Below are 23,017 nucleotides of genomic sequence, written 5' to 3'. Positions count from 1 at the left end.
CACTGCTCGGCCTGCCCTTCAACGGGCGGCCGAGCGAGTTCAGCTGCCCTCGGGCGGCATGATCTTGGCCTCGATGCCCGCGTGCTCGGCCAGGAGGTACAGCAGGTTCGAGCCGTCGATGAGCTCAAGCGGATCGAAAGCCACGCAGTCGACGCCACCATCGCGTGAGGCTCGGGTCTGCTTGGTGTCCAACCCCATGGTGGTGAAGAGGTTCTGGATCAGGCTTTCGAACTCGGTGGGGGTGAGTTCGAGGAGATTGGGGCGCTGGTCGAGGCCGGACAGGACGTCGGTCTCCTCGATGAAGCGCTTGTCGACCATGTCGAACTCGAGAACCGGGCGGACCGGGGCCAGTTCGCTGGGTCGCTTCGAAACGGCGGCGTTCAGCCGCTCCAGGCAGGCGAGCGGTTCGACCAGTGCGAGGTCCAGGTCGTCGAAGACCTCACGGGTGGTTCGTACGGTCACCAGGCAGGGGCGGATCTCCTTGCCTGTTCCGGGATCAGTCGTGGTCACCAGTCCGTTGAACACGACAGTTTCCACCAACCTCGTTCGGTCCGCTTCGAAGATCTCGTGGAGCGTGCGAAGCGTCAGCTGTGCCACCACGGAGGCGTACAGCGCCTTGATGTCACGGGCCGCTCTCGCGGTCGAGGTGATCTCGTCCTTCGACTTGATGTACTTGAACTCTCTCACGTCCGGAACGCACTCCAACGACGGAAGTTCGTACTCGACGACCAGTTGGGTGGACTCAGGGACGTAGGCGAGCCGGTATTGCTGAGGAAAGCCCTCCGGGTAGTCCGAATTGGCCAGCACCAGCGTGAAGTACTCCAAGGTTGCCTGTGGCTCACGTCGTCCGAACGCGTCAGCGAGCGCTTGGACTTCGGCGTTGTGTTCGGCGACTTCGGCTTCACGCGTGGCGCATTCCTGGTCATAGGAGTGCTTCGCTGTACGGAGTGCTTCGGTGCGACGTTGCTCGGCCCGTCGATACTCCAGTGCCGTCGTCGAGTTTCCCTGCTGTACCGCCGCCACGTGCTGTTGCCATGCGAAATGAGTTTGTGCGTACTGCTGTTGGGCCCTGGCCAGTTCCTGTGCGTATTTCGCCTTTCCGCCGAAGATCTTGGCCATGCCTGCGGGCTCAGGAGGGGTGAACTGGGCGAGTGTCGGCTCGGGATGGGCGGTGTGAAAAGCAGGCGTGGGGATCGCGTTCGCCAGAGTTCCTGGGGTGAACGGCGGGTGCTCCGCGACCCGATTGAGCGAGATGAAGTCGATGAAGTCGTCGACCTCGAGAGTGGCCGACAGGAGCTGTTCGAGATCGGCCACGGCTGCGTCCAGGTCCGCATTCTGGCGTGCCACGCGTGCTTGTTGCAGCTCGACATGTGCCTGCTTCTGCTGCTTCACGGCTTCTGCTTGAGCACGGGCGTCGGCCTTCGCGTGTTGTTCGGAGAGCCTCAGTGTCGCGGCCGCGGTGCGCAGTGTTTCCCTCTCGGCACGGTCTGCTTCTCGCTGTGTTTGAGCTTGAAGACGCGCGTAGGCGATTTGAGCGCGCTGGCGGTCGCGTTGGCGCCTGGCCGCTTCTCGCTGCATCTGTACAAAGACCCCAGTACGTCGCGCCACGCTTACTCCCCATCCCGACTGCCAGAGGTGCCGTGCATTCAGTTCGTCCCCTGACTTGATCGCCGAATGACGCCGAACCGCTACAACCAGTGACCGGTCCGTTATCTCGCCCGGCCGCACGGCTCCCCGGCGAGCCTCTCCGGCCTGGCCAGGCAGCCCGTGTCAGACTGCCTGGCGATGCACACGCCCAGCGACCTCGCCGACCTGCTCGAATGTGAGCACCGCAGCGTGCTTAACCAGGCGCTGGCCGCCGATCTGCCGGGCGCGCCGCGGCCGGGCTCCGGTGCCGACCAGCTCGCCGTCAAGCACGGACGTGCCCACGAGCAAGCCACCCTGGCGCGGTTGCGCGGCGAGCGGCACGGCCTCGTGGAGATTGGCGAACACGACCAGGTCGCCGCCGCGAAAGCCACCGCCGAGGCGTTGCGGGCGGGGGCGCCGGTCGTCTACCAGGCGGTGTTCCTCGACGACGAATTCAGCGGCCGCGCGGACTTCCTGATCAGGGACGCCGAGGGCCGCTACGAGGTCTACGACACCAAGCTCGCCAGGCACGCCAGGCCGTCGGCGGTGCTGCAGCTGGTCGCGTACGCCGATGCGTTGCGGCGCGGCGGCTGGCCCGCCGGGCCGGACATGCACCTGCTGCTGGGCGACGGCAGCAGCAGGACGTTGCGCGTGGAGGACTTCCTCCCGCTGCTGGGACGGCTGCGCGCCAGGCTGAGCAGCCGTCCCGCGCACCTGCCCGAGCAGCTGTGGGCCGACCAGCGGCCCGCGTGCGCGACCTGCGGGTTCGCGCAGCACTGCGCCTCCGGCCGGGAAACGGGCCGTGATCTGTCGCTGGTCGCTGGGATGCGTAACGACCAGCGGCGCAAGCTGGTCGACGCCGGGGTGGGCACGATCGACGCGCTGGCCGTCGCCGAGCCCGAGGACCGGCCGCGGGATCTTTCCGTCACCGCGTTCACGAACCTGCGCGCTCAGGCCGCGATCCAGGTCAGGCAGGACGAGACCGGCGAGGTCGGCTACGAGATCATCGATCCCGGTGTGCTGGCCGAGCTGCCACCGCCGAGCGCGGGTGACGTCTTCTTCGACATGGAAGGTGACCCGTACGCGCTGGGCGGGGAGGGGCTGGAGTACCTGTTCGGCGCTGTCACCCAGGAACCCGGCGAGCGGTTCACCCCGTTCTGGGCGCACTCGCGAGCACAGGAGAAGCGCGCGTTCGAGGAGTTCGTGGACTTCGCCACGGCCAGGCTGACGGAACATCCCGGCTCGCACATCTACCACTACGCGCCCTACGAGGTGACCGCGCTCAAGCGGCTCGCCGCGGTGCACGGCACGCGCGAGGAGGACGTGGACACGCTGTTGCGCGGCGGTGCGCTGATCGATCTGTATGCCGTGGTGCGCAAGGCTTTGCTGGTCTCCCAGCGGTCGTACTCCATCAAGTACCTCGAGCCGTTGTACATGCCGTCCGCGCGGGACGGCGACGTCAAGACCGCGGTTTCGAGCATCGAGGCGTACGAGGAATACCTGACGCTGGCGAAGCTCGACGAGGACGAGCGCGCCGACGAAGTGCTGCGCGGCATCAGCGACTACAACGAGTACGACTGCGTCTCCACTCTCAAGTTGTTCGATTTCCTCCACCAGATCCGGGAAAAGGCCGGTATCGAGACGGCCCCGCCGCCGGAACGGTCCGATGTGGACGCTCTGCTCGAGGAGACCGCCGAGCAGGTCGCCGCCGAACGCCGGGCCGAACGGGCCGCGCGGACGGCGGCACTGGTGGATCCGCTGCTGGCCGGACTGCCTGACGATCCGGCGGACGCCACCGCCGACGACCGGGCCCGCGCACTGCTGGCGGCCTCGGTCGGCTACCACCGCCGGGAGACCAACCCCGCCTGGTGGGAGTTCTTCCGTCAGGTCGCGGCGCCGCTGAGTGACCTGGAAGTGGACACCGCCTGCGCGGTCCCGTTGTCGGTGCACGCGGGGGAGTGGGTCCCGCCCGCCGGGCGGGTCAAGAAGGCCAAGCGGACGCTGGAGATCGCGTGCGACCCGGACCGGCCGCACCCGTTCACCCCCGGCGACCAGGTCCGGCTGCGGTACGGCGCGGGCGCCAGGGACGCCAAGGTCGTCGCCGCGACCGCCGGTGAGCTGACGCTGGAGGAAAGCGCCGCGGTGGACGAGACGAGCGACGATCGCCCGGTCGCGGTCCTGCCCGGCAGCCCGGTCCGCCCGTCACCCAAGGACGAGGCGGTCGCCGATCTCGCGGAGCTGGTCGTCGACCAGCTGCCGAAGCTGCCCGCGCACCCCGGCGTCGACCTGCTGCGCGGAACCCCGCCCCGGTTGCGAGGCGCCCGCCCGCTGCCCGAAGCCGGTGACGACCTGGTGCGTGCGGTGATCGAGACCGTCGACGCGCTCGACGGCTCGACGCTCGCGGTGCAGGGCCCGCCGGGCGCTGGCAAGACCTACCTGGCAGGCAAGCTGATCGCGCACCTGGTCCGGACAGGCAGGACCGTGGCGGTCACCTCCACCAGTCACAAGGCGGTGGAGAACGTGATGACCGCCGCGAAGGCGAGCGCACCGGAACTGCCGTGTGCCAAGCGGCCCAAGAAGGCGCCCGATCCCGCCTGCGACTGGGAACAGCCGAAGAACAACGCCGCACTGGCCACCTGGCGCAGCGAGCACGACACCGGCCACCTCGTCGGCGGCACGGCGTGGACCTTCGCCAACGCGGCGCTGCGAGCCGAGCCGTTCGACGTGCTGATCATCGACGAAGCGGGCCAGTTCGCGCTGGCCGACGCGCTCGCGGTGTCGATGTGCGCGAAGAACCTCGTGCTGCTGGGAGACCCCCAGCAGCTCCCGCAGGTCGTGCAGGGCACCCACCCGGCGGGCGCGGAGGCTTCGGCGCTGGGACACCTGATCGGCGACGCCGACGTCATCGGGCCTGATCTCGGCTACTTCCTTGACCAGTCACGGAGAATGCACCCCGCTGTCTGCGAGCCGGTCTCGCACCTTTCCTACGCCGGACGGCTGCACGCCCACCCGTCGGCATCCGGGCGCGGCGTGGCGGGCGTACCCGCCGGGCTGTACCTCGCCGAGGTCGACCATCACGGCAACACCACCCGCTCGGTCGAGGAAGCCGCCGCGGTGACCGATCAGGTGTCCACCTTGCACGGTCGCTTGTGGACGGACGGCGACGAGACCCGGCCACTGACCGACGAGGACATCCTGGTGGTGGCGCCGTACAACTTGCAGGCGCGGGTGGTTTCCAGGGAACTCGAGAAGGCGGGTTTCCCCGGCGTCCGCGTCGGGACGGTGGATCGCTTCCAGGGGCAGGAAGCCCCGGTCGTGATCGCCACCATGACCTCGTCCTCGGCCGTCGACCTGCCCCGCGGCCTGGACTTCCTGCTCTCCCGCAACCGGCTCAACGTCGCCCTGTCCCGCGCGCAGGCCGTCGCGGTGCTGGTCTGCTCGCCCCGGCTGGTGGAGGCCGACATCCGCACGGTGGACCAGATGCGGCTGGTGTCGGGCATGATCGGCCTGATGAGCGCGGCCTCGCCGTGGTCACCGCTTGGCTGAAGGTCGCCCCTGCTGCGTTGAACCTAGCAAAGGCGACCTTCAGCCATCCTGCTCGGCGCCGGTCAGGCGCAGCTCGGCTTTCCGGGGCAGCTGCGGACGAACCTGACCTTGGGGCCTTCGGTGATCGGGGCGCCCGCGGCGGGCGGCCCGGCTGGCCACTGGATCGAGACGGCCACCGAGGACGAGTTGTTGTCGTAGTTCTTTTCGATCAGCGTGCGGTCCGCGTTGACCGTGTTGACCAGGTCGTAGACACCGGACGGGACGTGGGTGATGTCCAGCCACTGGAAGTCCACCGTGTACTTGTAGTCGTCACCGGCGCCGACGGAAATGCCCTCCATGACGTCGAGCGCGGACGGCTGGTGGTGCTGGCACATGTTCTCGCGCAGCTTCGCGGCGAGGTCACTGGCAGGCCCGTTGCCGCCGGGGACGTACTGCAGGTTGTCCGCGTCCGCGAGCGGGAAGCGGTCCCCGAGGCAGAAGCCGTTCTTGCGGTCCGCCACGAGGGTTTCGCCCCCGGTCGTCCGCAGGGCGAAGTGCTCGAAGCCCATGACGTGCCAGTGTTCGTGCATTTTCGCCGGCTCGTAGTAGGTGAACGCCGCCGTACCCCGCTGTGCCGCGCCGTAGCCGTCCGGGATCGGTCCGTCCACACCGGACTGCAGGGCCTGCCGGACGGTCATCGTCGGGGAGCCGGTGTCGTCCCGGTGCGCGAAGAGCAGGAGCGGGCCGTCGCCGACGTTCTCCTCGGAACTGGTGAACCGCAGCCGTACCGCGTGTGCCGTCGGCGCCGTCACGCAGTGGCCGCTCGGGCCGCTGGGATCCTCGACCATGCAGACGTCCCAGGCCTCACAGGTCGCCGGGGGCCCGCCGTACCCGCCCTCGCAGCCGATCGGCGCCTGGCGCAGATCGGGGAGCATCAACGGGGTGGTGGCCTCCGCACGGGAAGCCGACACCGTGCACGCGAGGGCCAGTGCCACACCGGCCACCGCGCTGTACTTTCTTTTCACGCTCACCCATTCCTGTTCGCCCCGGCACCGGGGTCACTGTCCGGACTCTAGTGAGCACCGGGGGAAGCTTCTCCGCGCCACCACACCGATTCACCCGATGGACTGACGCGCGGAGGCCGTGCGGGCGGTGAGTAGCGTGTGGCTGCCCCGCACCACCTGTTCCGGCGGAAGGAAACACCGGATGTCGCCCACCACCGCCACCCCGATCCACGGGGCCGCGCCGTCGGTCGCGGCCGTTCCCGCCGGCCGCAAGGTCACCCTGGTCTGCGGCACCCGGCCCGAGCTCATCAAGCTCGCCCCGCTGATCCGGCAGTTCGGCCAGGACGCCGCGCTGGTCTACACCGGGCAGCACTACGACCGGTCGATGTACTCGATCATCCGCGAGGACGTCGCGCGACCGGGCCGGTTCCACGAGTTCGCCGTGGGCGGCGCCCGCCGGGCCGTCCAGCTGGGGCTGGCCGTCGCCGCGGTGGACGAGGTGCTGGCCGAGCATCCCGCCGAGGTCGTGCTCGTCCAGGGGGACACCACTTCCGCGCTCGCCGGCGCCCTCGCGGCCAACGCGAACGGCGTGCCGCTGGTGCACATCGAGGCCGGGCTGCGCAGCCACGACCGGGCGATGCCCGAGGAGCACAACCGGGTCGTGATCGACCACCTCGCCGACCTGTGCTGCGCGCCGACCGAGCTGAACCGGCGCAGCCTGCTCGCCGAAGGAGTGGCCGCGGAGCGGATCGAGGTGACCGGCAACACCGTCGTCGAGGCGCTCGAGACGGCGTTGCCCAGCGGTCCGGACCGAGCGGAGGTGCTGGCACGGCTCGGTTTGCGCGAGGACGGCTACGTCGTCGCGACGGTCCACCGGCCGGAGAACGTGGACGACCGCGCGAACCTCGAGACGATCCTGCGGGGCCTCGGCCGCCTGCCGCTCCCGGTTGTGCTCCCGCTCCACCCCCGCACGGCGAAGCGTGTCGAGAGCTTCGGCCTGTCTCCGCTGCTCGACGCCCTTGAGGTGATCGAACCGCAGGCGTACCCGGCTTTCCTGGCGCTGGCCGGTGGAGCCGCCGTGCTCGTGTCGGACTCCGGCGGCATCCAGGAGGAGGCGAGTGTGCTGAAGCGCCCGGTCGTCGTGGTGCGGCGGAGCACCGAACGGCCCGAGATCGAAGGGGTGTTCGGCACACTGGTGCCGCCCGGTCCCCGGATGCACGCCGAGGTCCTCAAGTGGTTGGACGACGTCCCGGGACACCGCGCGCGCCTGCGGGACCTGCCTTCGCCGTACGGGGACGGTTCGGCCGGGCCGCGGATCGCGGCGGCCATCGAGCGGCTGCTCTCCCGCGCGCCCCGCTGAGGCGCGCGGGAGGTGGCTCACGAGACGTGTTCGGGGATTTCCTTGCTGCGCAGGGTTTCCGCGATCCGGTCGGTGACCGTGCCCGCCAGCTTGACGCTGGAGTTCCAGCTCGTCACGTCGGGATAGACGTGGGCCGTCGTGGCCAGCAGGAGTGACGTGCCGCCGACCACCATCGGTGGGCGGTCCTCGAGGAAGCCGAGTGGGTAGACCGGTTCCACGAACGGCGCCTTGAACACCCGGACCTCGTCGATGTCCTGTTCGGTGAGATCGCCGAACAGGTCGAGCAGCTGGCGGGTCCACCGCGTCGCGATGTCCCCGGTTTCCCCGCGGTAGAGCTCGGATTCCCGGTCGGTGTAGCGCATGACGTAGACGAGGTGGCGGCCGTCATAGGCCTCCGTGCCCGCCAGCGCGGACATCTCGACGACCCCGTCGAACTCCGTGCCCGACCGCAGGACCGGCGTCCAGTAGTGCCCGGTGAGCGGCCTGCGCAGGAAGAACAGGGCGGTGACCACGCCCTGGTACCGCAGGTTCAGCGCCGGGAGGTGCGGGGTGAGGTCCGCGTCGGCCAGCTGCCGCAGCAGGGGCAGCGAAACCGTGGACACGACCTGGTCGGCCTCGATCACCTCGTCGCCGGGCAGCGTCACGAACGAGCGCTCGCTCGTGCTTCGCAGCCGCTGCACCGGGGCCGAGGTCCGCACCGTGCCGCCGGCCGCTTCGATCGACGCCCTCAGCGCGTCGATGACGGTCTTGTAGCCGCCCCGGGGATAACCACGCGTGGCCACGTTGCTTTCGCGGCCCAGGCGCTGCCACAGGTACAGCGCGGGCACGTCGCCGAAGGCCGCGCCGAACTTGGCGCCGAACATCGGGCCGAGCAGCTGTTCCCAGATGACGTCGCCGTAGAGCCCGCGCAGCCAGTCCTCCGTGCGCAGCGAGTCGAGGTCGGTGCTGCTGCCCCGGCCCAGCCGCCGCAGCAGCACCGAAACCACGCCGAACCGGATCCGGTCGTGCAGGCGCAGCGCGGTGAACCGCAGCAGGTCGAGCGGGGAGTTGAACCGGTGGTGCCTGCCGCCGACGACCATGCCCATCGTGGTCTTGCGCCACTGGACCTGGTCGCGCAGCCCCAGCTCGTCCAGCAGGGCCAGCAGGTGGTCGTCGGTGGGCATGACGCAGTGGTAGAACCGTTCCACCCAGCGGTTTCCCGAGGGGAAGAAGGTGCCGAGGCCGCCGAGCTGGTCGCTGCCTTCCAGCACGGTCACGCGGGTTCCGGCGCGGGCGAGGCGGTGGGCGATCGCGAGGCCGCAGATGCCCCCGCCGATCACCGCGACGTGCGGCGTCGATGTGGTCATCGGTGGTTCACAGCTTTCGGTAGGGAGCGGGGGTGAGCCGGTCGCGTGTCAGCAGCTTCAGGTACTGCATGATCGTGCGCCGCAGTTTCAGTTTGCTGGGCCCCTGTTTGCGGTCGTAGCGCAGTTCCAGCGGGATCTCGGTGATCACCGGGCTGCAGTGGCGCAGCTTGAGCAGCAGCTCCACCATGCACGCGAAACCCTGTTCCTCGATCAGCCGCTCGCCCCAGTGCCCGGAAGCCCGGACCAGCAGGGTCGCCCGGTACGCCCGGAACCCGCTGGTGAAGTCGCGGACCCCGTCGACGCGCAGCGCCCGGTGGAACAGTACCGCCGCGCCGCGTGAGAGCAGCCGCCTGCCCAGCGGCGCGGTCTTGTCGTCGCCGCCCGGCACGAACCGCGAGCAGATCGCGACGTCCGAGCCAGCCTCGATCTCCGCCTGCAGCCGGGGGATCAGCGCCGGGTCGTGGGTGTCGTCGGCGTCCATCACGATCACCACGTCGTCGCGCCCGGCGACCTCCAGCGCCGCGCGCAGCCCGGACAGGACCGCCCGGCCGAGGCCCAGGTTCACCAAATGCCGGACCAGGCGGACGTCGAGGCCTTCGACGCCGGCCTCGGCGGTCGAGGCGGTGCCGTCCGACGAGCCGTCGTCGACCACCCAGACCGTCACCTGTTCGGTCAGCGCGACCTCCGCCAGGCGGCGGAGCAACGGGGGCAGTGACGCCTCCTCGTTGAAGGCGGGAAGCACGACGTGCGCCCGGCCGCGGGTGCGCTGGGCCGACGGTGCCGGCAGGACCGGCTCCGGCCGGGTGCGCACGTCGGCTTCTTCAAGCGTCACCTCTTCGAGTGCCACCTCTTCGCGTCCCACGGAGTCCCCTCATCTTGCTCGGTGTCGGGCTGCGGACAGAATTGTTGTTCCGCGCCGTCAGCTGATATTCGGACAGGTTCTGTGGTTTCTTTAGTCCTGGTACGCGCGGACCGGGGAGCGCAGTGGTCGAGGACGAGCGGTGTGTTCGTGGCAGTCATCAAGAGGGGTTGTTCTTGTTCATCGGATGAGTGAATTTCAGCGGATTTGCCCACAGAGTTTCCAGCTAAAGGCGCCAGATTCATCGAATGGGTGAACTCCATCGAGTGATGGCGAAGTGCCTTGTCAAGCAACGGAAGTGGCGCTCCCTGGCACTTGCCGAGTCGTTGTCGAGAAGGGTGTAGGCGGAATGTGGTTCGGCTGGGCAGGGCTACCGGTGCGGAGACCCGGAAGAGGGCTCCGCGACTCCCTGGTTGCGTACCCACGAAAGGGTGAATCATGGTGACCAGGCTGGGGCCTGCCGTGGTTTCACCGGCACGGCTCAAACGGCGTCCGCTGCGGCTGGCCGCGCGGCTTCCCGGCGATTCCCCGCGGCGAGAACTGCTCTCCAGGGTGAACGCCGTGGTGGTGCTGCTGGCGCTCGGTGACGCCCTCGCGTGGCTCGTCGCCACCCTGCTGACCAAGCCGGGGCCCTGGTGGGCGGCGGCCTCCGCTGTGGCGCTGCTTGGCGCGCGCGCGAGCAGCAGGCTGTACCGGCGTCGGCTGTGGCTTTCGTGGTTCCAAGACCTGCCTCGCTCGGTCGCGGCGACGGCCACGGCGTTCGCGCTGATCACCGGCGGGGCGATGCCGCTGGGCCAGCCGGACGGGCGGGTCGTCGCGGCACAGCACGCGATCCTGCTGTTCGCCGCGCTCGCCGAGTTCACCCGGCTGTGCGTGTTCGCGTTCGGGCGCTGGGCCCGCCGCCGCTTCGGCCGCTGCGACCGGACGATCGTGGTCGGGGCGGGCAAGGTCGGCGCCGACCTCGTCCGCACCATGCTCGAATACCCCGAGTTCGGCCTGCGCCCGGTCGGGTTCGCCGACTTCGAACCCGTGCCGGACGACGCGGCGCTCCCGGTGGAACTGGTCTCCGGTGAGCTGACCGCGGCGATCACCCGGCTCAAGGTGGGCACGGTGATCCTCGCCGGTTCGCCGGAGCGCGACGCCTCGGTGGTCGACGCGGCGATCGCGGCGCACCGGCTCGGCTGCGTCACCCTGGTCGTTCCCCGCCTGTACGAACTCTGCCAGGACGGTCCCGACATCGACCGCCTGCGCAGCTACCCGCTGGTGCGCCTCGGCACCGCGCCGACCACCCGGCCCAGCTGGTGGATCAAGCGGGCCGTGGACTTCGTCGTGGCGGCCAGCGCGCTCCTCGTGCTTCTGCCGGTGATCGCCCTGTGCGCGCTGGCCGTGCTGGCCGAAAGCGGGTTCCCGCTCATTTTCCGCCAGGTCCGTGTCGGGATGGACGGGCGCACCTTCCTGCTCTACAAGATCCGCAGCGTCCGGCAGACCGGCGAGGACGACTCGCAGACGCGGTGGTCGATGGCCGGTGACCGCCGGGTGGGCCCGGTCGGCCGGTTCCTGCGCCGCAGCTCGCTCGACGAGCTGCCCCAGCTGTGGAACATCCTGCGCGGCGACATGTCGATAGTCGGGCCGCGCCCGGAGCGCCCGGTGTTCGTCAGCGAGTTCTCCGCCATCCACGAGTTCTACTGGGCACGCCATCGCGTGCCGACCGGGCTGACTGGGCTCGCCCAGGTGCACGGGCTGCGCGGCGACACCTCGATCGCCGATCGGTCCCGGTACGACAACTACTACATCGCGAACTGGTCGTTGTGGCTGGATCTGAAGATCCTCTTACTGACAGTGGGTGAGCTGCTGTGCCGAAGGCAACGCTGATCGGCCGTAATCGTCGGCTGGGGGCCCGGATCGTGGTCGCCGGGGTGCTGGTGCTGAGTGGCGCCTGCGTGTCGAGCTCCGCGCAGGATTCGCCGCCGCCGAAGCCGCTGGCGCCCTGCGCCTGGTGGTACGGGATCGGCGACAGCCCGTCGGCGGCCGATCTGACGCTGGCGGCCCAGCGCTACGACGTCGTCGTGCTCAACGCCACGGAGACGGCGGCCATGCGACGGCTGCACGAGCTGAACCCGCAGATGAAAGTCCTGGTGTACAAGGATCTTTCCAGCGTCCGCAACTACGCCGGTGCGGTGATCGGCGGCAACGACGCGCCCTACCTGCCCAGCGGCGTCGGGTACTACGCCGCCCAGCGCGAACATCCCCAGTGGTTCGCGCAGGACACCCGGGGCCAGCGCATCGAGTGGCAGGGCTATCCGAAGCACTGGCAGACGGCGGTGTGGGACAAGACCTATCAGCAGGCGTGGGCCACGGCGGTCCTCGGCGAGGTGACCAGGGAGGGCTGGGACGGCGTCCTGGCGGACAACGACTTCAACTCGCTGAGCTTCTACTCTTCCGCGGTGCTGGCGGGAACGGCGGACGCGGCGGCGACGGACCGGGTGCTGCGCGACGGCCTCGACTCGCTGCTCTCGGTGGCCGGGGACGCCTTCCGGGACGTGGGGAAGGTGTTCGTCCCCAACGTTTCCGAGACCCACCTCGTGCCGGGCCGGTGGACCGCGCACTCGCGGTTCGGCGGCGCGATGGAGGAGAACTTCGGCTTCCGCGAGGACGGCGGGACGGGCGGGCTGCTCACCTTCCGTGGCAACGAGTTCAACGAGTTGCGTGCCCAGGCCGCGCTCGGCGAATCCTGGCTGCTGCTCGTGACGCGGACACGTGGTATCCGTGACGAACGCGCCGGGTACGCCAGTGCGGCGCTGCTGGCGGGCCCGCGCACCTGCTGGACCCCGGCCACCACCCCGGACTACCGCAATCCCGAGTGGTCGGCCCTGCAGGCGACCGGGCTGGGCGAAGCGGTCGACGCCGCCACCCGCCAGCCCAACGGCATCTGGACGCGCGAGTTCACCAACGGCTGGGTGGCGGTGAACCCGACCCACGCCGCGGTGCCGCTCACCCCGCCCGCCGGGCTGGTCACCCCGGACGGCAAGCCGTCGGCCCCGGCCGACCTCGCCGCCGCCGACGGTCTCGTGCTCGTCAAACCCAAGACCTGACCCGCAACTCGTCGACAGGTCGTGAAGGCCAGAGTCCAGCTGGTCGGCGATTGCCTGAAGGTCGCCTATACTGCGCTGAACGCACCAAAGGCGACCTTCAGTGCGCTGAACGCACCAAGGGCGACCTTCAGCGGATCTTCGCGCGGAGGAGTTCGTCGTAGAGGGCGAGGTGGTGTTGGGCGCACACGTCGGGGGTGAAGCGCTCGCGGGCGCGGGCGGCGAGCAGGTGGCCGATCCGGGCCGGGGCGGGCTCGGCGAACAGTGCGCGCAGCCGGTCCGCCAGCGCGGGGATGTCGTGCGGGGGAGCCAGGAAAGTCCGGTCTCCCAGCATGTCCGCCACCCCGCCGGTGTCGGTCGCGACCACGGGTTTGCCCGCGGTCATCGCCTCGGCGATCACCAGCGGCTGCTGCTCCATTGTGGACGGAAGGACCAGCGCGTCGCCGGTTTGCAGCAGCTCCGCGACGTCGGTGCGGAAGCCGGTGAACGTCACCCGCCCGGCCAGCGGAGGTGACTCGGCGAGCCGCTCCGCTTCGGCGCGCTGCGGGCCGTCGCCGACCACCGTGAGACGCGCGTCGGGCGGCATGACCCCGGGGATGGCCAGTGCCGCCAGGAGGTTGAGCAGACCTTTGCGCTCCACCAGCAGGCCGACGAAGACCAGGTGCCGCACCGGCCCGGCGGGTGGCCGGGATTCGCCGGGGGCGACGCAGTTGTCGATGTGGGCTATTCGGCTCGGCGGTACGCGCAGCCGGTCGCCGAGGAATCTGCCCATCTCGGCGGCGGGCACGACGGTGCGGTCGGCGATCCTCGCGACCAGCGCGTCACCGGCGAGCACGGCCCGCGTGTAGGCGGAGGGCCCGGACGCGCCGGGTTCGCCGCGCGACCACGGTTCGCCGACGTCGTCCGGCACCCCGTGGTAGGTGTGGACCACGGCGGGCACGCCGCGTTTCAGGCCCGCGCTCACCAGCCCCGCGCGCCGGTCCTGGGCGTGCACCACGTCCGGCCGCCACGCCAGGATCGCCGCCCTCGTCCGCCGCCCGGCCGCCAGATCTCCCTTGCGGGACACGGAAATCTCGTGGTGGTGGCCGTCGAGCAGCCCGGCGTCCCTGGCCGGGACCGGCCCGAACACGCGGAGGTCGACCTCCCCGGCGTCGAGCAGGGTCGCGGCCAGACGCACGGTGACGTCGACCGGGCCGCCGCGATCCTGGGTCAGCAGGTACGCGACGCGCCGCCGGGGCGTCATGCCGTGCGCCCGGACTTGCTGTGCTCGTGGGCGAGCTTGTCCACGAGGGTGACGATCTGGTCCGTCATCCGGGTCCGGTCGAACAGCAGCTCGGCGCGACGGCGCCCGCGGCGGCCCTCGGCGGCGGCGAGTCCGGGGTCGGCCAGCCGGGCCGCCACGGCGTCGGCCAGCGCGGGGAGATTCCCGGCGGGGATCACCGTTCCGGCGTCGCCGACGCTCTGGCGGACCCCGCCGACGTCGAACGCCACGACCGATCGGGCACAGGACATCGCTTCCAGCGGCACCAGCGCCATGCCCTCGGCGCGGGACGGCAGCACCACCACGTCCGCGGCGGTGTAGTACGCGGCCGGATCGTCGCAGTGGCCCTGCCACCGCACGGATCCGTGGCCCGCCATCGGATGGCCGGTTCGCCAGGCCGGGCCCATCGGCCCGTCCCCGACCAGCACGAGTTCCGCCCCCGGCAGCTTTTCGAGCACCGCCGGCCACGCCGAGAGCAGCTGGTCCTGGCCCTTCAGCTCGGCCAGCCTGCCCACGCACACCGCGATCGGGACGTCCGGGTCGAGCCCGAGACGCCGTCGCGCGGCCGCCCGGTCACGGGGCAGGAGGCGTTCGGTGTCGACGCCGTTGCACACGATCTCCGCCGTCGCGCTCACCCCCGCCGCCCGGCCGGTGACGAGCTCGTCGTCACTGACGCAGACGATCAGGTGGGTCCACCGCGAGGCCAGCCGTTCCCAGGTGACGCAGGCACGTCGCAGCGGCCCGCCCGCCACCTCGAACGACCACAGGTGCGGCTGGAAGACCGTCGGCAGCTTGCCGCGCAGCGCGAGCCGCCCGGCCAGCCCGGCCTTCGAACTGTGCAGGTGCACGACATCCGGCGCGAGCCCGGCCAGGATCCGGCGCAGCCGCACGGCCTCGCCGAGGGAACGGCGGCCGGGCTGCCGGGTGACGGCCCAGCCGCGGACGTCGATCCCCAGCTCCTGTGCCCGCTCGGGAAGCCAACCCGAAGGCGGGCAGACGAGGGTGACGGCCCAGCCGCGCGCCTGCTGGGCGAGGGCGAGGTCCAGCGCCACGACGGCCACCCCGGCCTCGACCGGCTGGCTGACATGCACGATCTTCACCGGTCTGCTCCCAGTTCCTCTTGCTGTCGAAGGGTTTTCAGCTCCCCGAGGGCACCCCGCTGGGCCAGCAGCGTGGCTCCGGCGTAACCGAGTACGAGCACGGCGACCTCGGCGAGCGCGCCCGGCAGTGACCCGGTGGCCCCGAAGACGCCCGCCCGATCGAGGGCGACGGCGGGCACCGCGCCCGCGGCGGCCGCGGCGAGCACTTTGACGGCCACCCCGGCCAGTTCCTTCAGCGCGGGCGCGACGGTCAGCCTCGCCAGCGCCCACCAGGTCACCGGCACCAGCACCCAGGCGGCGGCCAGCTGAGCCGCAGCCACCGCCTCCACGCCGAAGCGGGTCAGCAGCACCAGAGACAGCACCAGGACCGTCAGATGCGTGGTCTCGAGCGCCAGGTACAGCCGCACGTGCCCGGTCGCTTTCACCGCCTGGTACCAGATCTGCAGCAGGCAGACGCCGAGGCCGTAGCCCGACAGCAGCACCAGCGGCCCCGCCGCGGGCGCCCAGCGCTCACCGAGCACCACCACCCGGTCGCTGAGCACCGCGAGCGAGACGTACAGGCCGCCGGTGACGACCAGCGCGGCGCGGGTGAACTTGCCGAGCACGGCGGGCAGTTCACCGGACCGCCCGGCCCGGACCATCCTGGTGAAGACCGGAAACGCGACCGCGCCGAGCACGACGGCCACCATGATGTACGGCACCCAGGCGAGCCGGTACGCCAGCGAGTACACCCCGACGGCGTCCGTGCCGAGCACGTGCCCGATGGCCAGGTAGTCGAGGTTGACCAGCAGCGCCGCCACCACGGCCGCCGGGCCCACGACGGCGATCCACCGCACCGCCTCGCGCGCCGCCCCGCGGTGCCAGCGGGGCCGGATGCCCGCGCCGACCAGCGTGCCGAACACCGGTTGCGCGACCGCGGTGCACAGCAGGCCGACCACCAGCGACGTCGGGCCCGCGCCGCTCAGCGCGAGCACCACCGTCACCACGGCTCCCAGCACCGCGCCGCCGCCGTCGGGCAGCATCCGGCGGCGGAAGTCCAGGTCCCGGTGCAGCAGCCCCATCTGCACCCCGCCCGCGGCCGAAAACGGCAGGCTGAGCGCGGCGAGCCGCACCAGCCCGGCCGCGCCGGGGGCACCGAGGGCCGTGCTGATCGGGTCCGCCGCGAGCGCGAGGATCGCGGCCAGCAGCACACCGGCGCCGACGCTCATCGTCAGCACCGTGCCCGCCATCCGCCGCGGATCCTGCTCGGTCCGGCTGATCACGTCGTAGACCCCGATGGACTGCACGACCTGGCCGAGGTTGACCAGCGACACAGCCAGCGCCACGACACCCAGTTCGCCCTCGCTCAGCAGGGCCGCCAGTACGAGCGTGACCAGCATCTGGCTGCTCTTGCTGACCAGGTTGACCACGCCGAGCCACAGCGAGCCGCGGACCGCGCGGGTCCCGAGACCGTTGCTCATCCGGCCACCGTCACGAGCTCGTCCCGCCGCCGCAGCAGGCGCACGGCGAAGACCACGAGCAGGAGCCACGAGACGACCACTGCAACGCCGTCGACGGTGACCGCGGCACGCGTCCCGAACAGTGAGCCGATCGCCGAATCCGCCACGTACAGGTGCGCGAACGGCACGGCGAGCGCGAGCACGGCGAGTCCGGCCGGCGCCCAGCCCCGTTCGTGGCGGTGCCGCCACCACAGCCCGGCCACCGCCGCCATCGCGGGGACGGCGATGAGCACGTCACCCGGCTGGTGCACGACGCAGACCACCACGGCCAGGCAGGTGAGCAGATCGGCGAGCGCCGGTAACGCCAGCCCGTCCAGCCGCCGCGTGAGCAGGACGCCCGAGACGAGCACCCCCGCGAGCACGACCGCCTCCACCGCGGGCGGCACCCAGCCGGTGGTGCGGAACAGCACCGCGGCGACGTCGATCCGTTGCGCCGTCACGGAATCTACCGCGCCGTAGTCGGTTCCCGTGGCGTGCGAAAGGTTCGCGGCGATCACATCGAGGAACGGGCCGACACCGCCGGTGCGCACGACCAGCAGCGCCACCACGGGCAGACTCGCGGCCGCGGCGAGCAGGGTCCCGGTGACCGCGACCCGGCGGGACCCCCTGGCGAACAGCAGTACCGCCAAGGGAAAGCCGTACTGCGGCTTCAACCAGGCGAGCGCGAGCGCCACCGCGGCCAGGCGCGGATGATCGGCCCGGCCCAGGAGCGCCCCGGCCGCCCCGAGCGCGATCAGCGGGTTGACCTGCCCGACGTACAGCTGCGCCTTGCCGACCTGGCTGGTGACCAGCAGCGCGGCGATCACCGTGGTGCCGAGCGCGAGCGGCACGGGCGCGTACCGCCGGACGGCGTGCGCGGCCAGCAGTGAGAGCAGCACCAGCAGCACGAGCGACGTCACGGCGAAGGCCACCGCGCCGACGCGGTAACCGGGCAGCACGAACGGCAGGTGCAGCACGAGGTGGTAGGGCTGGTAGAGGTTGAAGTCCTGGCGGACCGGCCAGTGCGCGAACATCGCCGCGGGGTCGTACGGATCGCCCCCGGCGAGGAACTCCTTGATCGGGAAGTACAACGCGTCGCGGAAGTCCTGCAGTCTTTCCTCTGGCAGGTTGGCCGCACTCGGCAGCGGCACCTGCCACGACGGCGCGAGTGCCCGCCACGCGCTGACCGCGCCGAAGACGCCCGCCAGGAGGGTGACGGCCGGGACGGCGAGCCCGCGGACGCCGTGGTGCTGCCGGATCACGCCAGCACCACCGCCACCAGCGTGGCGGTGTACGGCAGGACACCGACCGCCGCGGTCAGCTCGTCCTGCTTGGTCCGGCCGGCGTGGGTCACCACGATCACGGCGGTCCCGGCGTCCACTTCGGACTGGTCACCGGCCGGGATCCCGGCCGAGAGCTTGGCCGCCTGTTCGGCCAGCGCCGGGGTCGCGGCCAGTACCCTGGCCGTCTTGCCCGCGGCCCGGCAGAGCACCGCGAGCCGGTCGGCCACCGCGGGATCGGCCTCCCGCAGGAGCGTCACTGGGCTGTGCGAACCGGCGGCCGACAGCGCCCGGCGCACGGCCTCCTCGTCGGCCCTGCCACGGCCGGAGCGCAGGCGCAGGATCGCCGCCGCCGCGACTCCGGCGGCGACCGCGGCGGCCAGCGCCAGCCCGATCACCAGCAGCCGGTCCGGGGCGACCTCGATGGTCTCCGCCTGCTTGTCCAGCGTGCGCAGCTTGCCGACCGGGGCGAGCAGGTCGGCGTCGATCATGGACTTCGCGATCGCCAACGCGGCCGCGCCCGCCTGCTGCGCGGAGGCGGCCCGCACCGACAACCGGGCCAGTCCGGAAGCGGGGACCAGCTCGACCGAGACGCGGTTCCCGAGCTCGTCGGGCGAGTAGCCGGACACCGGGGCGGCGGCTTGCAGCACCGACGGGCTCCTGGCGAGCTCGACCAGCGCGGGCAGCGCGAGCGACACGACTTCGCCGTACTGCGGTGCCGGACCTTCGGTCTGCTGGGCCGGTCCGGCGAGCAGGCTGACCCGGCCCTGGTACTCGGCGCCGCGGGTCAGGCCCACGACCAGGACGAGCACGCCGACGAGCACGCCGACGACCAGAGCGACGACCAGGCTTCGGGTGAGTGCCGGGGGGATCCGGCCAAGGAGGGTCTTCATCGTCGTCTTCCTGTCAGCGCGGTGCGGAGGAGCTCGTCGTAGGACTTCATCAACGTGCCGGGGTCGTGCTCGCGGACGGCGGCGGCCGCCTCGTCGCGCGCGGCCGGGTCGAACAGGAAGTGGCGCAGCGCCTCGGTGATCGCCTCCCGGTCACCCCGGGGCACCACCAGGCCACCGCCCCCGGCGAGTGCTTCCGCGACCCCGCCGACGTCGGTCGCGACCACCGGGCGCCCGGCGGCCAGCGATTCGAGCACGGCCAGCGGGAGGCCCTCCCAGTCGCTGGTCAGGACGGTGACGTCCGCCGCGGCGAGCAGGTCCGGCCCGTCGGCGCGGTTGCCGAGGAAGCGCACCCGGTGGCCCAGTCCCAGCGCGTCGCTCCGGCGTTCGAGGTCTTCGCGCAGGCTGCCGTCACCGGCCAGCCACAGCACCGCCTCGGCGTCGAGCGCCGCCCACGCCGTCAGCAGCAGGTCGTGCCGTTTCTGCGGCTCCATCCTGGCCAGGCACAACGCCACCGGCACCCCGGACGTCACACCCAGCTTCGCGCGCACGATCTCGCGGTCCACAGAGGACGGTTGCGGGAAGACCGCGTTGCGGACGACCACCGGGGCCGGGGTGCGCAACCCCGCCTCCCGCAGCCGCTCGGCGGTGGCGGGGGAGACGGCGACGACGGAGTCCGAGGTGCGGCGCAGGATCCTGGCGGCGCCGGGGTAGTCGGCCTCCGCGACCCCGTGGAAGACCGTCACCAGCGGCCTCGCGCGGCCGGGCAGCAGTGCGAGCTTGGCCACCGCGCTGGCGCCGACGTTGTGCGCCAGCACGAGATCCGGCCGGAACCGCCGGACAGCGCGTCCGGTCGCCAGCGCCGCTCGCACGACCCCCGCCTTGCTCCGCCCGGCCCGCGGCACGTCGAACGTCGCGAAACCCTGGGTGAGCAGGGCATCGGCGCGGAACCCGCCGCTGCTCGCGACCGCCGACTCCCAGCCGACGTCCTCGCCGTGGGCGACCATCCCGGCCACGAGCGCCTCCGCGCCGCCGGTGCCCATTTCACTGATCACGTGCAGGACGCGCATCGCCACTTCCCTTCGGCAGGCGGGACCGGACCTCGGCCGCGCAGGCCAGCGCCACCATCGACCACAACGGCAGGTAGTACTGCTCGGACAGGAACGTCGACGCGACCACGACGGCGAGCAGGGACGCCTGCACCGCGACCATCTCCCGGCGGTCCGCGCTCAGCCGGAGGGTGCGCTCGGCGGCGACCGCCGCGGTGGCGAGCACGGCGAGGAACAGCGCGAAGCCGCCCACGCCGAGCTCGGCGGCCACCTCGAGGTACATGTTGTGCGCGACCGGGGTCTGTTCGTCGATCTCCGCGTTGTGCGACGCGGCGGCGTACCCGCCGCGGAACCCGCCCGGCCCGACCCCGAGCAGCGGGTTGTCCGTCAGCATCCGCGCCGCGGCCTGCCAGCGCAGCTCGCGGGTGTCCACATTGGTCGCGGCGATGTAGCTCTTCTCCTGCAACGCCTTCGTCAGCTCCTGCCCGGCCAGCAGGACGGCCAGCAGGCCCAGCGCGGCCAGCACGCCGCAGGCGACGGCCAGCACGCGCACCGGCAGCACCCGCCTCAGCACCAGCCAGCTTACCGCCGCGACGAGCGCCAGCGCGCCCCCGCGCGAGAACGTCGCCGCGGCGCCCGCCGCCAGCACGATCGCGGCGAGCGCGGTGAGGACGCCGAACAGCCGCCGGTGTGGCGACGGGCGAGCCGGGGTCACCACGATCAGCAGGGGGAGGGCGGCGACGAGGAAGTACGCGAGGTCGTTCGGGTCCGCGAGCGGCCCGCTGGCCCGGGTCTCGCCCTCGACGATCAGGCTGTAGAGGGCGCCGGATCCGGCCACCGTGGCGCCGCCGACCGCGGCGATCAGCAGCGCCCTGATCGGCACCTCGGCGGCGGCGACGTCGGCGAGGACCACGGTGATCGCCAGGAACGGCAGCCAGCGCAGGGTGTAGTCCACGGTGAACGGCCCGGCGGCGTGCGCGGCCGCCGAACCGAGCAGTACCACGGCGAACAGGGCGAGGACCGCCTGCACCGGATGCGCGCGGGGGAGCCGCCGCTGCCGGACCCGGACCACGATCCAGGTCAGCGCCAGCAGCATCGGGGCCAGCTTCGCCAGCTGCCCCTGCACGCTGATCAGGTACCCCTCCAGCGGCGCCAGCGCCACGGTCGCGCAGGCGAAGACCTGGAGCAGCGGTGTTCCGGTGCCGGACCGGCGGTGCTTCGCCGTGGCGACCACGAACGTGGCGTCCACGGTCATCTGCCGGACACCAGCCGCCGCGCGTCCCGCTCACGGCGCAGCCCGGCCGCACGCGCCCTGGCGACGTGCTCGCCGGTGCCGACGATGTCGAAGTGCTTCCGCAGCGCGTCCAGCACCCAGCCCAGCCACGCGGTCTTGGCGGCACCCGGCATCGCCATGCCGGGGAAGAACGCCATCCCCGGTGCCTCCGCGCCGCCGAGCACGTCGGTGGGGTGCAGCAGCAGTGACGGCGCGACCCCACGTGCCCGGCACAGCCGCAACGCGGTCAGGAAGTAGCCCCGTGCCAGCCGGGGTGAGACCTGGTAGAGCTGCAGGAGGTAGGAACCGTGGATGGGCGTGCGGAACAACGGCATCGTCGTCACCGGGAGCTCCACCAGCTTGTCGTCCGCGCCGACCAGCCAGCGGTAGGCGCCCACGGGCGCCAGGACCCGGGAGAAACCGCCGAAGAGGTCGTCCCGGCCTTCACCGTCGTTAGTGGACGGTGGCGCGGTGCGGTTGTGGTAGGCGCGGGCGAGCGGCCCGACCCAGGTCGGCAGCGTGCTCGCGTCGTACTCGTACCCGCGCTCGACGAGGACCTCGAGGACGTCCTGGGTGACGCTGTAACCCGGGCCGCGGAAGCCCACCGGCCGGGGCGCGCCCGCCGCGACGATCGCGTCCTCGGTCTTGGCCAGCTCCTCTTCGAGCTGGGCCCGGGAATACCGGTGCAGCCAGGGTTCGTGGCCGAACGAGTGGTTCGCCACCTCATGCCCGGCGGCGGCGATCTCGTTGACGGCCTTCGCGCCGTCCTCCCGCACGACGTCGGCGCCGACGGCGAACACCGTCGTGGTGAGCCGGTGCTCGCCGAAGATCTCCAGCAGCCGGGGGACCGCGGTGGGCAGGAAACTCGGGTACCGCGCCCACTCCCGGTCGCCGTGGGTCTTCAGGTAGGCCCAGAGGTTGTCCAGGTCCAGCGAGACGCTGGCGATCGGCCGGGCGGTCACGCGGCCTCCTCGCGCACCACGACGGACACGACGGGGGCCGGGCGGGTGAGCGAACCCAGTGCCAGCACCCCGAAGACGACGAGACCGAGGCCGAGCACGACCCACCACTGGCGGCCCGCCGTCACCTGGTCGCCCAGCGCGGCGATCCCGGTGACCGAGGCCAGCACGATGGTCGTCGCGTCGGAGGTGGCCACCACCGACGTGGCCGAGCCGCGCTGCAGCCCGGCGGCCATGGCGGCCTGGCCGAGCACGGCGGCGAGCAGCATCAGCCAGGTCAGCGGATTCGGCAGCAGGGACACCAGGTCCTGGTGCGCCAGCGAGCGGCTGGCGATCGCGACGACCGCGAACGAGACCCCCGCCAGCACCGCCGTCGACGTGACCCCTTCGGACCGGCCCGCCCGGAGGGTGAACACGCCGATCACCAGTACCACCCCGGCCAGCACCAGCACGGCTCGCGGCGGCAGGTCCTCGGCGACCGACGGGGCCGACGAACCGGCCAGCAGGATCAGGCCGAAAGCCATCAGCAGCAGGACGGCGACCTCCGCCGCGCGGACCCGCCAGCCGAGCACGAGCACGCCGAACAGCGTCGCGAGCCCGATCGCCGAGGAGGAACCGGCCTGGACCAGGTACAGCGGAAGGGAGGCGCGGGCGAAGAAGGCGAGGAGGAAACCTCCCGCCTGGCCCGCGAAACCGAGCAGGTAGAGCCGGTCGGACGCCAGCCGGGCGAGCAGGCCGAGACCCGCTCCCGCGCGCCGGTCCGCGCGCCGCGCCGCGACGCTCTGGGCCACGATCCCCAACCCGTACAGGATGGCGGACGCGACGAGTTCCCCGTAACCGAGCACGCACGACTCCTCTGAACACCTGTCCGCGCCCCGCCTGGGCCGAGCGCGCTATCCCGTCGGTGGAGCGAAAGCG

General features: G+C 71.6%; 17 protein-coding genes. 4 read left to right on the top strand and 13 right to left on the bottom strand.

Going from position 1 to position 23,017, the window contains the following annotated elements:
* Positions 1-39 precede the first annotated feature (39 nt).
* Positions 40-1,608, bottom strand: coding sequence for a restriction endonuclease (locus QMK34_RS18795; protein WP_326415390.1), 1,569 nt, complete (start codon positions 1,606-1,608; stop codon positions 40-42).
* Between the two features lie 177 nt (positions 1,609-1,785).
* Here QMK34_RS18795 and QMK34_RS18790 point away from each other — a divergent pair, with 177 nt between their 5' ends.
* Positions 1,786-5,172 (top strand): TM0106 family RecB-like putative nuclease, encoded by a 3,387-nt coding sequence (locus tag QMK34_RS18790; protein ID WP_326415389.1) that lies wholly within the window; start codon positions 1,786-1,788, stop codon positions 5,170-5,172.
* Positions 5,173-5,234: 62 nt separating this feature from the next.
* Here the strand turns inward: QMK34_RS18790 and QMK34_RS18785 are convergent, their stop codons facing one another.
* The gene (locus QMK34_RS18785; protein ID WP_326415388.1) at positions 5,235-6,182 is read right to left on the bottom strand and encodes a lysyl oxidase family protein; all 948 of its coding nucleotides are present in this window, start codon (positions 6,180-6,182) and stop codon (positions 5,235-5,237) included.
* Between the two features lie 175 nt (positions 6,183-6,357).
* Here QMK34_RS18785 and wecB point away from each other — a divergent pair, with 175 nt between their 5' ends.
* Complete coding sequence (gene wecB, locus QMK34_RS18780) at positions 6,358-7,515, top strand: non-hydrolyzing UDP-N-acetylglucosamine 2-epimerase (RefSeq protein ID WP_326415387.1); 1,158 nt, start codon at positions 6,358-6,360, stop codon at positions 7,513-7,515.
* A 17-nt stretch (positions 7,516-7,532) separates the two neighbouring features.
* On the opposite strand, the gene QMK34_RS18775 is transcribed toward wecB, so the two are convergent.
* Together QMK34_RS18775 and QMK34_RS18770 are read right to left on the bottom strand one after the other, a co-directional pair.
* The gene (locus QMK34_RS18775) at positions 7,533-8,861 is read right to left on the bottom strand and encodes an NAD(P)/FAD-dependent oxidoreductase (protein ID WP_326415386.1); all 1,329 of its coding nucleotides are present in this window, start codon (positions 8,859-8,861) and stop codon (positions 7,533-7,535) included.
* Between the two features lie 7 nt (positions 8,862-8,868).
* Positions 8,869-9,723, bottom strand: a complete 855-nt coding sequence (locus tag QMK34_RS18770; protein ID WP_326415385.1) for a glycosyltransferase — start codon at positions 9,721-9,723, stop codon at positions 8,869-8,871.
* Between the two features lie 435 nt (positions 9,724-10,158).
* Between QMK34_RS18770 and QMK34_RS18765 the strand changes: the two genes are divergently transcribed.
* Together QMK34_RS18765 and QMK34_RS18760 are read left to right on the top strand one after the other, a co-directional pair.
* Positions 10,159-11,592: a sugar transferase gene (locus QMK34_RS18765; protein ID WP_326415384.1), complete on the top strand. Its 1,434-nt coding sequence runs from the start codon at positions 10,159-10,161 to the stop codon at positions 11,590-11,592.
* Positions 11,574-12,812: a putative glycoside hydrolase family 15 protein gene (locus tag QMK34_RS18760; RefSeq protein ID WP_326415383.1), complete on the top strand. Its 1,239-nt coding sequence runs from the start codon at positions 11,574-11,576 to the stop codon at positions 12,810-12,812. The genes QMK34_RS18765 and QMK34_RS18760 overlap by 19 nt, the downstream gene beginning before the upstream one ends.
* Positions 12,813-12,939: 127 nt before the next feature.
* On the opposite strand, the gene QMK34_RS18755 is transcribed toward QMK34_RS18760, so the two are convergent.
* Genes QMK34_RS18755 through QMK34_RS18715 form a run of 9 tightly spaced genes read right to left on the bottom strand, consistent with a single transcriptional unit; the run spans position 12,940 to position 22,944 of the window.
* Positions 12,940-14,052 carry a glycosyltransferase family 4 protein gene (locus QMK34_RS18755; protein ID WP_326415382.1) on the bottom strand — a complete coding sequence of 371 codons (1,113 nt, stop codon included), beginning with the start codon at positions 14,050-14,052 and terminating at the stop codon, positions 12,940-12,942.
* Positions 14,049-15,170 carry a glycosyltransferase gene (locus tag QMK34_RS18750; RefSeq protein ID WP_326415381.1) on the bottom strand — a complete coding sequence of 374 codons (1,122 nt, stop codon included), beginning with the start codon at positions 15,168-15,170 and terminating at the stop codon, positions 14,049-14,051. The genes QMK34_RS18755 and QMK34_RS18750 overlap by 4 nt, the downstream gene beginning before the upstream one ends.
* Entirely contained in the window at positions 15,167-16,630 is a 1,464-nt protein-coding gene (locus QMK34_RS18745) for an oligosaccharide flippase family protein (RefSeq protein ID WP_326415380.1), read from the bottom strand. The genes QMK34_RS18750 and QMK34_RS18745 overlap by 4 nt, the downstream gene beginning before the upstream one ends.
* Positions 16,627-17,910: a glycosyltransferase 87 family protein gene (locus QMK34_RS18740; RefSeq protein WP_326415379.1), complete on the bottom strand. Its 1,284-nt coding sequence runs from the start codon at positions 17,908-17,910 to the stop codon at positions 16,627-16,629. The genes QMK34_RS18745 and QMK34_RS18740 overlap by 4 nt, the downstream gene beginning before the upstream one ends.
* On the bottom strand, positions 17,907-18,821 hold the full coding sequence (locus QMK34_RS18735) for a hypothetical protein (RefSeq protein WP_326415378.1): 915 nt from the start codon (positions 18,819-18,821) through the stop codon (positions 17,907-17,909). The genes QMK34_RS18740 and QMK34_RS18735 overlap by 4 nt, the downstream gene beginning before the upstream one ends.
* On the bottom strand, positions 18,818-19,888 hold the full coding sequence (locus tag QMK34_RS18730) for a glycosyltransferase (RefSeq protein ID WP_326415376.1): 1,071 nt from the start codon (positions 19,886-19,888) through the stop codon (positions 18,818-18,820). The genes QMK34_RS18735 and QMK34_RS18730 overlap by 4 nt, the downstream gene beginning before the upstream one ends.
* Positions 19,863-21,122, bottom strand: a complete 1,260-nt coding sequence (locus QMK34_RS18725; protein ID WP_326415374.1) for an O-antigen ligase family protein — start codon at positions 21,120-21,122, stop codon at positions 19,863-19,865. Before QMK34_RS18725 ends, QMK34_RS18730 begins: the two co-directional genes overlap by 26 nt.
* The gene (locus tag QMK34_RS18720; RefSeq protein ID WP_326415373.1) at positions 21,119-22,102 is read right to left on the bottom strand and encodes a polysaccharide deacetylase family protein; all 984 of its coding nucleotides are present in this window, start codon (positions 22,100-22,102) and stop codon (positions 21,119-21,121) included. Before QMK34_RS18720 ends, QMK34_RS18725 begins: the two co-directional genes overlap by 4 nt.
* Entirely contained in the window at positions 22,099-22,944 is an 846-nt protein-coding gene (locus tag QMK34_RS18715; protein WP_326415372.1) for a hypothetical protein, read from the bottom strand. The genes QMK34_RS18720 and QMK34_RS18715 overlap by 4 nt, the downstream gene beginning before the upstream one ends.
* Positions 22,945-23,017: the final 73 nt, after the last annotated feature.

Source organism: Amycolatopsis sp. H20-H5 (assembly GCF_035828755.1).
Classification (GTDB): Bacteria; Actinomycetota; Actinomycetes; order Mycobacteriales; family Pseudonocardiaceae; genus Amycolatopsis.
This window is presented reverse-complemented; position numbering and strand designations above follow the sequence as displayed.